Here is a 13,839-nt window from a genome sequence, read left to right as displayed (position 1 = left end):
TCGTTTACAACATAGATTGAGATGAGATTTAGTATCCCGTTTTAATAAAAGAAAGGCTGTCTGGATATTTCAGACGGCCTTTCTTTTATTTAAATTAAACAACCATTTTTATCATTAATCGCAAGATACCATCTATTCATTTCTAATGAAAAAAATACAAATTTAATGGAAAATACACACCTTCAAACTTAATCGCCTTAAAAAAACGAATGCGTTCCTTCCTTCACATCCTCAAGAAAATCGGCAAAATAGCGCTGATCATCCCTATTTTTGCCCTATTGTATTTTTTGTCTGCTTGGATGATGGCTTCATTGTCGCGTAATGAAGAGCAGCCCAAAGGGGAAATTACTTTATTTTTAGTCAGTAACGGCGTGCATACTGATGTAGTCATGCCGCTGAAGAATGATATTTTTGATTGGTCGAATGTCGTCAATCCAAAAGACACGCTTTCTACTAATCCTCAAATAACGCATATAGGTTTAGGCTGGGGGGAGCGCAATTTTTATTTATACACACATGAGTGGAAAGATTTGACGTTCTCCAATGCTTTAGGTGCATTAAGCGGGCTGAACCGTACGCTGATTCATGTTACTTATTATCCTTTTGAACCACGAGAAAATAGCCACGTCGTCAAATTTTTGGTCACGCCTGAGCAATACAGGGATTTAACAAAATCGCTCTTGGCCGGTTTTCAACAAAAAAATGGGCAACCCATCTTGCTAAAAGGAATTCATCATCAGTCTAACGATGCTTTTTACGAAGCCAAAGGGCGCTATCATTTATTCAATACTTGTAACACTTGGTTGAATGACAAATTGGTGGAAAGCGGCCTGAAAGGCGTTTATTGGACTCCTTTTTCTTCGCCCTTGCTGGAACAATACCGATAGCCTTCACGCTTCTCAATTTTTTGGTCTATGTAAAACTTCAGGCCGTCTGAACATTTTCAGACGGCCTGTATTTTGATAAAAGCTCAAAGCCCTTTATTATATAAAATTTTTAATAGCATTAAATATTAATTTAAACAAATAAACTGCTTTTAAATTCTATAAAATAATTAAAATAAAGAAATTTTAGAATAAAATTGCTAAAACAAAAAACTAAGCCTTGTTTAATTCTGCTAAAACCTGTAACCTGTATCAAAAATAAACAAGAGAGTTCATCATGTCCCAGCACCACCCTACCGACGATATTAAGATCAAAGAAGTCAAAGAGTTACTTCCTCCAATTGCACATTTATATGAGCTGCCTGTTACGCCTCAGGTTGCCAATTTGGTTTATAAAACACGTCATGAGATTTCGGATTTGGTTCACGGCCGCGACAACCGTTTGCTGGTCATCATCGGCCCATGTTCGATTCACGATACTAAGGCGGCGGTTGAATATGCGCAAAAATTGCTGACCTTGCGCAAAAAATATGAGAAAGAGCTGCTGATTGTGATGCGCGTGTATTTTGAAAAACCGCGTACAACCGTTGGCTGGAAAGGCTTGATTAACGATCCGCACTTGGACGGTACGTTTGACATCAACTACGGCCTGCGCCAAGCGCGTCAGTTGTTGCTGACTTTGAACGAAATGGGCATGCCTGCTTCGACTGAATTCTTGGACATGATTACGCCGCAATACTACGCCGACCTGATTTCTTGGGGCGCGATTGGTGCGCGTACGACTGAAAGCCAGGTACACCGCGAATTGGCCAGCGGCCTCTCCTGCCCTGTCGGTTTTAAAAACGGCACGGACGGCAATCTGAAAATCGCTATCGACGCCATCGGCGCCGCCAATCATCCGCACCACTTCCTGTCTGTAACCAAAGCCGGTCATTCCGCGATTGTCCACACCAGCGGCAACCCTGACTGCCATGCGATTTTGCGTGGCGGCAAAGAGCCTAATTACAGCACGGAACACGTTAAAGACGCGGTGGCGCAGCTTCAAAAAGCCGGCGTGAGCAGCAAACTGATGGTGGACTGCAGCCATGCCAACAGCCGTAAAGACTTCCGCAAACAAATGGACGTGGCGTGCGATGTTGCGGCGCAGCTGAAAGCCGGTGAAGAAAACATTATGGGCGTGATGGTGGAAAGCCACTTGGTTGAAGGCCGCCAAGATAAGCCAGAAGTTTACGGTCAAAGTATTACGGATGCCTGCATCGGTTGGGATACGACTGAAGAATTGCTGGCCCTGCTTGCCGAAGCGAAAGGTTACCAAGCGTAAGTGCGAAACCATTTAAAAGACCGGATATATTCCGGTCTTTTTTGCGTCTGTCATTTTGATTTCTTTGCTCAAGATCCCGAGCAATTTTTAGTCAGGTTCAACATAAAAACAGTATGTTAGAGAATATTCAGGCCGTCTGAAAAACCCGATCACTCAGGTTTTCAGACGGCCTACTCTACTTTTCTTTTCAATTAAAACGTATGTTTAACCGTTGCAGTCACACTACGCGGCGTGCCGTAAACGTGAATATCCGGCATGGTGCGATAGCGTTTGTTAAAGACGTTTTCAAAGTCCAAACTGATGCGGGTGGATTTGCCGATTTTGTAATGACCGGTCAAATCCAGCGTTGCATACGGACGTTGGGTCAACGCGGCGGCGGCAGCCGGATTGATGTCTGCAGGGTATTCATCCAGCGTGTGGCTGCGGCTTTGCCAGTTGACATTGGCACCCAGGTTCAAACGGTCTGTCACGTCATACGCGGTAAAGAGTTTGAACAAATGAACCGGATAAGACGGATGCAGTTGAACCCCTTCGCTGTCTTTGATTTTAGAACGTGCATAAGACGCATTCAGCAGCCATTTATCACTCAGGCGGCCGCCGACAGAGAGTTCCACGCCTTTTGTTGTGGTGTTGTCGGCTGCGCGGTAGTATTCCTCGCCATTCGCGAATTTGCCTGCGACAACGCCCAAATGGTCGCGTTTGTTCATAAAAACGGAAGCGGAAGCATTCAGACGGCCTTCAAACCATGACGCTTTCAAACCGGTCTCGTAGGTTTTGCCGCGCTGCGGTTTGAGCGCCGCGCCGTCTTTGGTCAGGTAACGTACTTGCGGACGGAAAATGGTGGTGTAAGATGCATAGGCGGTCAGATTGTCGCCGATGTCGTAGGTTACGCCCAAATAAGGAATGAAAACATTTTGTTTGTGGCTGCTGTGTGCGAATTTGTTACGGCTGGTGCTGTAACGGTAACGCCAATCCACAAAACGGCTGCCGCCGATAAAGGCGAGTTTGTCGGTCAGTTTGAAACGGGTCGAGCCGTAAACCGACAGGTTTTTCATGCGTGAAAAACCATCGCGCAGATACGGCATATCGGGTTTGGCGATATTGCCGTTAAAGAGGCGCAAATCAGGAATCGTCGATTCGCCTTCTTCATAGAAAGACAGGTTTTCTTTGTTGTCCTGATAGCTGATGCCCGCATTGAACTCATGCGAACGGCCCAACGCTGGATAATTACCGTCCAAGGTCAATGAAAAATTCTGGTCGCGGTATTTGCTGCGGTCGCGGTCTGAAGTGAAAAGTGCAGAGTAATCGGAATTGATTTCAAATGTACCGGCAATGCCTGAAACGATGTCGTTTTTACCCGAAACATGGCTGTAATCGCCTGTCAGTTTCCAGCCGTTGTCAAACTCATGGCTGAGGGAAGTGAACACTTCGGCACTGGTGTCTTTGCCGTATGCCCAGCGTGCGGACGAATTGCTACGCGGCGAAGACTCAAACGGTATGAATCCAGTACGGCGCGAACCTGCTGCGGTCAGATAGCTGAAACGCGAGCTACCGGTATTGCGGAAACGGTGTATTTCCGTACCGAGGCGCCATTGGGTTTGCGGCGTGATATCGTAAGACAAAGTGCCGTAGAAAGTGTGATTGTGGCGCGAAGTGTTCGGCAGGTAATCGCCGCCATGGTCGCTGACCAAAATAGCGCGGCCGCGCAAGGTATTGTCTGCATTCAAAGGCTGATTGGCATCAAGGACGAAGCGGTAGTGGTTCCACGAACCGACACCGGCTTCTACGCTGACGGCAGGTTTGGCAGTCGGTTTTTTGCGTTCCAACGCAACCGTACCGCCCGGCTCGCCCATACCACCGTTGGACAAACCGCTTGCGCCGCGCACGACGACGACTTGTTCGTACAACGTGCTGTCCAGATTGTTGGTGCCGCGGCGGATGGCTTTACCGTCGTAAAGGAATTTGGGCGCGCCGTCCACGGAAATGCTGTCAATCGCCTGACTGCGCGAAATAAACTGGCTGTGGCCGGATACGTTGTTGCCCATTTTGCTGTGGAACACGCCCGGCGTTTGTTTCAACACGTCCTGTAAGGTATCCAAACCTTGGTCGTCCATTTGTTTTTCGGTAACGACAGACAAGGACTGCGGCGTTTCGCGCTGGGTCAGGCGGATGCCTGTTGCGGCAGAGGAAGCAGGAATAGTGTAGTTGGAAGTAGTCTGTTTTCCGACACCTTGGACGGTAACTGTCGGTAAATCGACACGTTCTTGCGGCTGGGTATTTTCTACTTCGGTTGCGAAAGAATACGCCGAACACAGCGCCAGACTGACGGCAAAGCTTAATTTGCCATAGGGAAATACAGGTAGTGACATAGCCTCTCCAATTAGCTTATCTTTACAATTTGGTCGCAGATTCTATCAAAAAGATGTAGTCCGATGAAACTATGTTCTAATCACTATTTTCTAAGTAGTTTGTTTCATTAAAAATATTTCTTTAAGACTAATCATAATTAACTAGAAAGGCCGTCTGAAAACCCGCATCATCAGGTTTTCAGACGGCCTTAATCTTTTTATTACAAGGTAATCAGTCTGCCAATTTTCGTGCCAATTCTGCCAAACGTTTACCTTGTGCAAAGGCAATATCGTTTTCTTCGGCAGTCAATGCCGGCTTGCTGTCGTGGCCGGAAACATGGCTTGCGCCGTAAGGTGTGCCGCCGCTTTGGGTATTGCTGAGCGCGGACTCGGTATATGGGATGCCGCTGATGACCATGCCGTGGTGCAACAGGGGCAGCATCATGGTTAGCAAGGTGCTTTCTTGGCCGCCGTGCAGCGAAGATGTGCTGGTGAATACGGTGGCAGGCTTGCCGACGAGTTCTGCGCCGAGCCAAAGGGGAATGGTGCCGTCGATAAAGTATTTCATCGCGGCAGCCATATTGCCGAAACGTGTCGGGCTGCCGAGCGCGAGGCCGGCGCAATTTTTGAGGTCGTCGGCAGTCGCGTAGGGCGCGCCTTCGTCGGGAATGTCTTTTTCAACGGCTTCGCAAACGGTGGAAACTTTGGGAACGGTACGCAATACGGCTTCGCAACCGTCCACGCTTTCGATACCGCGTGCGATTTGGCGGGCAAGGTTGCGTGTGCTGCCATTTTGGGAATAAAAGAGAACGAGAATTTTCAGAGGATTTGGGTTCATTTGGGGTTTCCGTTACAATGCTGTCAGGTTTCAGACGGCCTTTTGAATACTCGGGCCGTCTGAAAAGAAAAATTTCTATTCAAAAGTGGGAAAAGGTTATGCCGTTTTCGCAATGGTGGCAAGGTTTTTTAAAGAGTAAAGGCATGGCGTTCGCTTGGTTTGTCGTGCGCCGTTTTGATGAGGAGCGTGTGCCGCAGGTTGCGGCAAGCATGACGTTTACGACGCTTTTGGCTTTGGTGCCCGTGTTGACGGTGATGGTCGTCATCGCTTCGGCCTTCCCTGTTTTTGACCAATGGTCGGGGGAATTTGTCTCTTTCATCAATCGTACCATTGTGCCGCAGGGCGCGGATATGGTGTTTGACTACATCAATGCGTTCCGCGATAAGGCCACCAAGCTGACGGCCATCGGCAGTGTGATGTTGGTCGTAACCTCGCTGATGCTGATTCGGACGATAGACAATGCGTTCAACCGGATTTGGCGCGTCAATTCGCAACGGCCTTGGATGATGCAGTTTTTGGTGTATTGGGCGTTGCTGACGTTTGGGCCTTTGTCTTTGGGCGTGGGCTTGTCGGTCGTAATCGGTCAGGTGCAAGTAGTGGGCGGCTCGGAATGGCTGAGGGTTATCACTACGGTTTCATTTATTACGGTGCTGCTGTGGGGTTTATACCGCTTTGTGCCCAACCGTTTCGTACCGGCAAGCCATGCTTTGGTCGGCGCGGCCGTAACGGCGTTTTGCTTGGAAACGGCACGCTTTTTATTCGCTTGGTACATGGGCAACTTTGACGGCTACAAATCAATTTACGGCGCGTTTGCCGCGGTACCGTTTTTCCTGTTGTGGCTCAACCTATTATGGACGCTGGTATTGGGCGGCGCGGTTTTGACCTCGTCCCTGTCCTACTGGCGCGGCGAAGCGTTCCGCCGCAGTCTAGATGCGCGCGGCCGCTTTGACGATGTATTGAAAATCCTGCTGCTGCTCGACTCTGCCCAACAAAGCGGCAAGGCATTGCCGGTGCAGGAGTTCAGACGGCATATCAATATGGGCTTTGACGAATTGGGCGAGCTTTTAGAAAAACTGGCGCGACACGGTTATGTCTATTCCGGCCGTCAGGGCTGGGTCTTGAAAATGGGGGCGGAGTCCATCGACTTGTCGGAGCTGTTCAAACTCTTTGTCTACCGTCCGCAAACGCTTAATAAAGACAAGGTCAATCAAACGGTTGACCACATCATGCAGCCCTGCTTGGAAACCTTGAACATGACGCTTGCCGAGTTCGGTGCCCATACAAAAAAACAATCCTCTTAAACCTGATGCCGTCTGAAAGCAAAAATATCAAGTTTCAGACGGCCTTTGCTATAATCGGCACACTACTGAATACAATATTCAACCTACAAGGAAAAATAGATGAAAACACCAGCCCTACTCTCTCTGCTCGGTTTGATTCCATCTGCCGCCTTTGCCGCCCACGGCGTAGGCCTTGGCCAACCACCCAAATATCCGGCCAACTTCACCTCTTTCGAATACGTCAACCCCAACGCCCCCAAAGGCGGCACATTTACCACGCCTTTCCTCGGTGCTTTTGACACGCTCAACCCCTTTACCCTCAAAGGCAACCACGAATACGGCATCAGTATGCTGACGCTCGACACCCTGACCGAGCAAAGCATGGACGAACCTTATGCCGTTTACGGCCTGATTGCCGAAGACATCGCCCTGGCGCCGGACGGTCTTTCCGTTACCTTCAAAATCAACCCCAAAGCCAAATTCCACAACGGCGACCCCGTTTTGGCCAAAGACGTTGCCGCTTCATTTAACATCCTGACCAAAGACAAAGCCGCCGCCCCCATGTACCACTTCTACTGGAGCGACGTGGCCAAAGTAGAAACGCCCAACGACCGCACCGTCGTGTTCCGCTTCAAGCAGCGCAACTCAGAATTGCACATGATTCTCGGCAGCCTGCCCGTCTTCTCGCATAAAAGCTATCCCAAAGGCCTGGCCGCCGCGCCCAACAGCCTGCCCATCGGCTCCGGCCCCTACCGTTTTGCCAAAGCTGAAAACGGCCGCATCAGCGAGTTTGTCCGCGACAAAAACTACTGGGCGCAAAACCTGCCCGTACGCAAAGGCCGCTACAACTACGACCACATCCGCATCAAATACGTCAAAGACGAAGTTGTCCGCATCGAAGGGTTAAAAGGCGGCCAATATGACTTCGTACAAGAAAACGTCGCCCGCAACTGGGCGCGCGCCTACTCAGACGAAGTCCTCAAAAAACGCAACCTGTCCAAACACGAATGGCTGCAAAACAGCACCGCCGGTATGCAAGGCTTCGTCATCAATATGCGCCACAAGCCCTTGGACAATATTTACGTCCGCCGCGCCTTGATTGAAAGCTTCGACTACGAAAGCGTCAACAGCCGCATCTTCTACGGCGCATACCGCCGCACCGACAGCTTCTTCACCAACAGCACCATGGCCGCAACCGGCAAGCCTGACAGCGCGGAAACCGCATTGCTCAAATCATTGGGCACCAAGCTGCCCGACGGCGTATTGGATCAAGACGTCCCTATGCCGCCGGTTACCGACCCTAAGCTGGGCGTGCGCCCGAACCTGCTCAAAGCACGCGCCCTGCTTGAAAAAGGCGGCTATCAATACAAAAACGGCAAAGCAGTCGACAAACAAGGCAAACCGCTGACCTTTGAATTCCTCGCACCAAGCAAAAACTACGAGCGCATTACCGCCAAATGGCAGCGCGACCTCGCCAAAATCGGCATTACCATGAACGTGCGCACCGCCGATTCCGCTGTGTACCAAAAACGCATGAACGACTTCGATTTTGACGTGACCACCGGCTACTACGGCAACAGTGAAAGCCCCGGCAACGAGCAATACGACTACTTCAGCTGCGCCGCCGCCAAAACCGAAGGCAGCCGCAACCTGTCCGGCGTCTGTCATCCTGCGGTCGAAAAACTGCTGACCCATTTCAACAGCTTTACCAACCGCCAAGAGCTGCAAACCACCTCGCGCGCGCTCGACCGACTGATCCGCCACCAATACACCATCGTTCCAAACTGGTTCGCCGACCGCTACCGCGTCGTGTACCGTAACGATGTAGGCATTCCGTCCAAGCTGCCGAAATACTACGATCCCATCACCTTCGCCATGACCGCAGGCTGGAAGAAAAAGTAGTCGCATTTCGACAACACGCCAAGCGTCTGACAAGCCCCCGACGCGTAGCCTTTGGCATAGAAACCCATTATTCGTTTAAAACCAATTAATCCACCCAAACAAAATAAACGCAAAAGAAAAAACAACTTAAAGCCAAATCAAAGGCCGTCTGAAAAATCCGTCAGCAAAATCATCTGCAACGGAACATTTTAGACGGCCTTTTCGTCTTTTTTCAATCCAGTTTCGCAACCGAAACGAAATATCAAAAATTAACAAAAAAATTGCAACACAATACCCTCAAAATTTACAAAACCGTGTACACTTCCAACTTAAGATTTTGAATTATAAGAATAATCGTAATAAGAACTACAATCATCCCAATTTAACCAACATCAAGCGTTCATATAATAAAAGGAACAAAAACATGGAAATCAAACGTCTGTCTACCATTCTCAAACTGATTGCCAACCCCGAACGCATGGCCATCCTTTTCCTGCTGCTCGACGGCGACCGCAGCATTACCGAACTGGCACAAGCACTCGGCTCCTCCCCGACCGGCATCGCCAACCACCTCGCACGCCTGCGCACCGAAGGCATCATCGATTTCACGCGCTACCACCGCATCATCGAATACCGCCTCATCTCCGAAGAAGCCGCCACCATCCTCAATACCCTGCGCACGCTCAAAGACCAAGCCGAATAAACAAATTATTCCACATCACAACAACAAGGCCGTCTGAAACATCAGCTTTCAGACGGCCTGCCCCTTTCAGCCCATATCGAAAAATAAACCAATCCGCTATACAATACCGCCCATGCCCACAGGCGCAATCCGCCGCCTTCCCACCCAATAGCACACACGGAAACATCATGAAAATCGCCACTTGGAACGTCAACTCCCTCAACGTCCGCCTGCCCCAAGTACAAAACTGGCTGGCCGACCACCAAGCCGACATCCTCGCCTTACAAGAACTCAAACTCGACCAAGACAAATTCCCGGCCGCCGCCCTGCAAATGATGGGCTGGCACTGCGTCTGGAGCGGCCAAAAAACCTACAACGGCGTCGCCATCATCAGCCGCTACGAGCCGCAAGACGTACATTGCGGCCTTCCCGCCCTTCCCGACGACCCGCAACGCCGCGTCATCGCCGCCACCATCAACGGCGTGCGCGTCATCAACGTCTATTGCGTCAACGGCGAAGCCCTGGACAGCCCAAAATTCCAATACAAAGAACAATGGTTTGCCGCACTGACCGAGTTCGTCCGCACTGAAATGGCCGCCCACCCCAAACTCGTCCTGCTCGGCGACTTCAACATCGCCCCGGCAGATGCCGACTGCTACGACCCCGAAAAATGGCACGAAAAAATCCATTGCTCCTCCATCGAAAGACAATGGTTTAAAAACCTGCTCGACCTCGGCCTAACCGACAGCCTGCGCAAAATCCACCCCGAAGACGCGTTCTACACCTGGTTCGACTACCGCGGCGGCATGTTCCAACGCAAACTCGGCCTGCGCATCGACCACATCCTCACCAGCCCCGAACTCGCCGCCACCCTTACCGACGTTACCGTCGACCTAGAAACCCGCGCCCAAGAACGCCCCAGCGACCATGCACCGGTAATCGCCGAGTTTGACTGTTAGATTTTGAGTGAATAAACAATAAGGCCGCCTGAAAACTGGATTTCAGACGGCCTTATTGCAAAAGGTTTTCAGATGATGTTTGAGGTCTTCTGAAAGTTTGAAATAATGGTGTGAACAGCAAAGAACGCGTGCGTGCGTACCGCACACACCCTACACGTCGGTTTTAAAGTTTGTGCCGCTCACAGGTAGTGTGTGTGGCATGGCCACGCACGCGGTAGGTGGAGATGCAGGCTACGGCTTACTTATTACGCCGGCTTATTACAGGCTTGTAAATAATTACTCATCACAGAAGATTCAGGATAAGCCAAACTAAATATTGTTTCAGTATGCTTATCTTTAAATTCGGGAATCAAGTAACTTGGAACCATATCCATTTGATGCATAAAATCAATGATTGCATACCGTGCCATAACAAAATTATTCATAATATTCCCATTATTATCTTTAAGATTAGAATTTGAAATTTGATTACCCTCTATACCCCATAGAGCTAAGTATCTTAATATCCATGTTGATAATTTTATGAATAAATTGCCTTCAAATATTTCAGTCAGTGTATTTTTCTGCTTATCAAAATGTGCTTCTTTCATTGGGATTATTGAATCAATCACTGCAGAATAACATACATCTATTTTTGTATATTTTTCGTCATCTTTACTAACCTCAATATCTAATACAATTCCATATTTTCCATGTACAGGTGCTTGTATATCATTATTATTTTTATTAGAAAATTTTGTTCTTCTATAAAATTTTTGATTGCAAAAAAAAGTATAATCACTAATTATATGAGAAATATCATTTTTTAAAGCATACTCAAAACTCATTTTGTTTTTCTTTTTTCCTCCTAATGCTGTCAACACTGTATGAGTCCAGTACGCATATTTTTCCCAATATATTGCTAAAAGAATTACTTTATTATTGTCTCTGGCATAATTCAATAAAGCATGTTTCTGTTTTGGCATTATTTCAAAATTCTCTTTGTCTTTTTTTACCGATTTTACCTCTACAAGAATAGGAAAATTTTCTTTTTCATTATTCTCTATCAGTAATGAAAAGTCGGGAACTTGATAATCTTTTTTATGTATTTGATTCTGCTTTTGATCTAATCCATGAAGATTCTTTATCCACGGAAATGTTTCAAATAAATTTTGGTATTCTACTTCAAAATTTAATCCTCTCTTAATTCTTGGAAAGTTCTTTTTTATTTGATCATCTCCTATTTGACTCAAAAGAACACTTAACATGCTATCATCTACATCAAATGTTTTAACCAGTTTTGCTAAAGTTACTGCTTTTTCAAAATCGCTCATAATTATTTCTCTAATTTAAATTAATAAATAATATTGCTTTTACTCCACCCCAAAAAGCAAATTCTCTTTAATCCCCCGAATCTTATCCCGCAACACAGCCGCCTCTTCAAACTGCAAATCCCTGGCCGCCTGCTGCATGGCTTTTTCCAGTTTGGCGATTTCTTTGATCGCGTCTTCTTCATTGTGGATTTCGCCGACTTTAACTTTGTTTTTGCCTTTCAGACGGCCTTTGCCGCCGTCTTCTTCGTGGTACACGCCGTCGATGATGTCTTTGACCTGTTTTTTAATCTGCTGCGGCACGATGCCGTGTTCTTCGTTGAATTTAATCTGTTTTTCGCGGCGGCGTTCGGTTTCGTCGATGGCGGCTTTCATGGAGTCGGTGATTTTGTCGGCGTACAGGATGGCGACGCCGTTCACGTTGCGCGCGGCTCGGCCTATGGTTTGAATCAGACTGCGGTGCGAGCGCAGGAATCCTTCTTTGTCGGCGTCGAGGATGGCGACGAGGGAGACTTCGGGGATGTCGAGGCCTTCGCGCAAGAGGTTGATGCCGACGAGTACGTCAAACAGCCCGAGCCGTAAATCTCTAATGATTTCAACGCGCTCGACTGTGTCGATGTCGCTGTGCAGGTAGCGCACTTTGATGCCGAGTTCGCTGTAATAGTCGGTGAGTTGCTCCGCCATGCGTTTGGTGAGGGTGGTAACGAGTACGCGTTCGCCTTTTTGGATGCGGTCGTTGATTTCGCTCATTAAATCATCGACTTGGGTGGCAACGGGGCGGATGATGATTTGTGGATCGACCAGCCCTGTGGGGCGGACGACTTGTTCGACCACTTGCCCGGCGTGTTCTTCTTCGTATTTGGCGGGGGTGGCGGAAACGAAAATGGTTTGCGGCATGACTTTTTCAAATTCGTGGAATTTGAGCGGGCGGTTGTCGCGGGCGGAAGGCAGACGGAAGCCGTAGTCCACGAGGTTTTGCTTGCGCGATGCGTCGCCTTTGTACATACCGCCAATTTGAGTAACGGTAACGTGGCTTTCATCGATGAACATGATGGCGTTGTCGGGCAGATAGTCCATCAGTGTGGGCGGCGGTTCGCCTTCTTTTTTGCCGGAGAAGTGGCGGGAGTAGTTTTCGATGCCTTTACAGAAGCCCATTTCGTAGAGCATTTCGAGATCGAAGCGGGTGCGCTGTTCGATGCGTTGTTGTTCGACGGGGCGTTGTTCGCGGGCGAAAAATTCGATGCGTTCGCGCAGTTCTTCTTTGATGGACTCGCAGGCACGCAATACAGTGTCGCGCGGGGTAACGTAGTGGCTGGACGGGAAGACGGTGTAACGGCCGACGCGTTGGATAAGGCTACCTGAAAGCGGGTCGAACATATCGAGGCGGTCGATTTCGTCGTCGAACAGGCTGATGCGCAAGGCGTTTTCGGAGCTTTCGGCGGGGTACACGTCGATCACGTCGCCGCGCACACGAAAGCTGCCGCGTTTAAAATCCAAATCGCCGCGTTCGTACTGCATGGAAACAAGCGTGGCGATGATGTCGCGCTGCTCGATGGTGTCGCCTTCTTTGACGGACAACACCATTTGTTGGTATTCGGTCGGGTCGCCGATACCGTAAATGGCGGACACGGTGGCGACGATAATCACGTCGTCGCGCGTCATCAGGTTTTTGGTGGCAGAAAGGCGCATCTGCTCGATGTGCTCGTTGATCGCGCTGTCTTTTTCTATGAACAAATCGCGGCTGGGCACATAGGCTTCGGGTTGGTAATAGTCGTAGTAGGAGACGAAATATTCCACCGCGTTTTCGGGGAAAAACTCGCGCATTTCGGCGTAGAGCTGGGCGGCAAGGGTTTTGTTGTGCGCCATGATGATGGCGGGGCGGCCGCTTTGCGCGATGACGTTCGCCATGGTATAGGTTTTGCCCGAACCGGTTACGCCGAGCAGGGTTTGGTAGGCCAGGCCGTCTGAAAGCCCTTCGAGCAGGTCGGCAATGGCAGTAGGCTGGTCGCCGGCGGGGGGAAAGGGTTGGTGGAGTTTAAACGGAGAATTGGGGTATTGGATGACTTCCATAAGACAGCCTGTTTTATATTCAGGTAAAGAGAAGATTATAACAAAGGGCCGTCTGAAAATTGATAGTGTGCCAATCTGATAAGACTAAATATTTCTTCTCCTTCCTTAGCTAACTGAGGTTGGTTGTGTTAGCTGGACAATTAAACTACCCTCTCCCAGGACGTGTACCCCACGTCCTTTTTCTTTATTCGCTTCCTCCCTTTAGATCAGGTTTCTACCCCGTAAAAGGCCGACACTCCGCATCATTGCCCCTAAATATCTCCTCA

10 protein-coding genes are annotated in these 13,839 nt (G+C 48.9%); 6 read left to right on the top strand and 4 right to left on the bottom strand.

The features are described from left to right. Window positions 1-209 precede the first annotated feature (209 nt). On the top strand, window positions 210-887 hold the full coding sequence (locus ACTHTG_RS10310) for a TIGR02117 family protein (protein WP_440360672.1): 678 nt from the start codon (window positions 210-212) through the stop codon (window positions 885-887). 274 nt (window positions 888-1,161) lie between these two features. Further along, the gene (gene aroG, locus ACTHTG_RS10305; RefSeq protein WP_440360671.1) at window positions 1,162-2,205 is read left to right on the top strand and encodes a 3-deoxy-7-phosphoheptulonate synthase AroG; all 1,044 of its coding nucleotides are present in this window, start codon (window positions 1,162-1,164) and stop codon (window positions 2,203-2,205) included. Window positions 2,206-2,396: 191 nt separating this feature from the next. On the opposite strand, the gene ACTHTG_RS10300 is transcribed toward aroG, so the two are convergent. Both ACTHTG_RS10300 and wrbA read right to left on the bottom strand, forming a co-directional pair. Then, window positions 2,397-4,574, bottom strand: coding sequence for a TonB-dependent siderophore receptor (locus tag ACTHTG_RS10300; protein ID WP_440360670.1), 2,178 nt, complete (start codon window positions 4,572-4,574; stop codon window positions 2,397-2,399). 211 nt (window positions 4,575-4,785) lie between these two features. Next, window positions 4,786-5,391 carry an NAD(P)H:quinone oxidoreductase gene (gene wrbA / locus ACTHTG_RS10295; RefSeq protein ID WP_101756382.1) on the bottom strand — a complete coding sequence of 202 codons (606 nt, stop codon included), beginning with the start codon at window positions 5,389-5,391 and terminating at the stop codon, window positions 4,786-4,788. A gap of 98 nt (window positions 5,392-5,489) precedes the next feature. On the opposite strand from wrbA, the gene ACTHTG_RS10290 reads away from it, so the two are divergent. The 4 genes from ACTHTG_RS10290 (at window position 5,490) to xth (ending at window position 10,193) form a co-directional block, all read left to right on the top strand. After that, window positions 5,490-6,692 (top strand): YihY family inner membrane protein, encoded by a 1,203-nt coding sequence (locus ACTHTG_RS10290; protein ID WP_440360669.1) that lies wholly within the window; start codon window positions 5,490-5,492, stop codon window positions 6,690-6,692. Between the two features lie 99 nt (window positions 6,693-6,791). After that, the gene (locus tag ACTHTG_RS10285) at window positions 6,792-8,573 is read left to right on the top strand and encodes an extracellular solute-binding protein (protein WP_440360668.1); all 1,782 of its coding nucleotides are present in this window, start codon (window positions 6,792-6,794) and stop codon (window positions 8,571-8,573) included. A 403-nt stretch (window positions 8,574-8,976) separates the two neighbouring features. After that, on the top strand, window positions 8,977-9,255 hold the full coding sequence (locus ACTHTG_RS10280) for an ArsR/SmtB family transcription factor (protein ID WP_004520933.1): 279 nt from the start codon (window positions 8,977-8,979) through the stop codon (window positions 9,253-9,255). A gap of 167 nt (window positions 9,256-9,422) precedes the next feature. Next, entirely contained in the window at window positions 9,423-10,193 is a 771-nt protein-coding gene (gene xth / locus ACTHTG_RS10275; RefSeq protein ID WP_004520932.1) for an exodeoxyribonuclease III, read from the top strand. 245 nt (window positions 10,194-10,438) lie between these two features. Here the strand turns inward: xth and ACTHTG_RS10270 are convergent, their stop codons facing one another. Both ACTHTG_RS10270 and uvrB read right to left on the bottom strand, forming a co-directional pair. After that, complete coding sequence (locus ACTHTG_RS10270; RefSeq protein WP_070587603.1) at window positions 10,439-11,506, bottom strand: hypothetical protein; 1,068 nt, start codon at window positions 11,504-11,506, stop codon at window positions 10,439-10,441. 39 nt (window positions 11,507-11,545) lie between these two features. Continuing rightward, the gene (gene uvrB, locus ACTHTG_RS10265) at window positions 11,546-13,573 is read right to left on the bottom strand and encodes an excinuclease ABC subunit UvrB (RefSeq protein ID WP_004520928.1); all 2,028 of its coding nucleotides are present in this window, start codon (window positions 13,571-13,573) and stop codon (window positions 11,546-11,548) included. Between the last annotated feature and the right edge of the window lie 266 nt (window positions 13,574-13,839).

The sequence above is a fragment of the Neisseria sp. P0017.S009 genome (genome assembly GCF_051957375.1).
In the GTDB taxonomy this organism is placed as follows: domain Bacteria; phylum Pseudomonadota; class Gammaproteobacteria; order Burkholderiales; family Neisseriaceae; genus Neisseria; species Neisseria perflava.
Note: the sequence above shows the minus strand (reverse complement) of the source record. Positions and strands in the feature narration are given on the sequence as shown.

What these genes read in the sequence shown, in the direction of transcription:
- aroG (WP_440360671.1), top strand. Translation starts at nt 1,162, where the DNA reads ATGTCCCAGCACCACCCTACCGACGATATTAAGATCAAAGAAGTCAAA.
- ACTHTG_RS10280 (WP_004520933.1), top strand. Translation starts at nt 8,977, where the DNA reads ATGGAAATCAAACGTCTGTCTACCATTCTCAAACTGATTGCCAACCCC.
- ACTHTG_RS10285 (WP_440360668.1), top strand. Translation starts at nt 6,792, where the DNA reads ATGAAAACACCAGCCCTACTCTCTCTGCTCGGTTTGATTCCATCTGCC.
- wrbA (WP_101756382.1), bottom strand. Translation starts at nt 5,391, where the DNA reads ATGAACCCAAATCCTCTGAAAATTCTCGTTCTCTTTTATTCCCAAAAT.
- xth (WP_004520932.1), top strand. Translation starts at nt 9,423, where the DNA reads ATGAAAATCGCCACTTGGAACGTCAACTCCCTCAACGTCCGCCTGCCC.
- uvrB (WP_004520928.1), bottom strand. Translation starts at nt 13,573, where the DNA reads ATGGAAGTCATCCAATACCCCAATTCTCCGTTTAAACTCCACCAACCC.
- ACTHTG_RS10270 (WP_070587603.1), bottom strand. Translation starts at nt 11,506, where the DNA reads ATGAGCGATTTTGAAAAAGCAGTAACTTTAGCAAAACTGGTTAAAACA.
- ACTHTG_RS10290 (WP_440360669.1), top strand. Translation starts at nt 5,490, where the DNA reads ATGCCGTTTTCGCAATGGTGGCAAGGTTTTTTAAAGAGTAAAGGCATG.
- ACTHTG_RS10310 (WP_440360672.1), top strand. Translation starts at nt 210, where the DNA reads ATGCGTTCCTTCCTTCACATCCTCAAGAAAATCGGCAAAATAGCGCTG.
- ACTHTG_RS10300 (WP_440360670.1), bottom strand. Translation starts at nt 4,574, where the DNA reads ATGTCACTACCTGTATTTCCCTATGGCAAATTAAGCTTTGCCGTCAGT.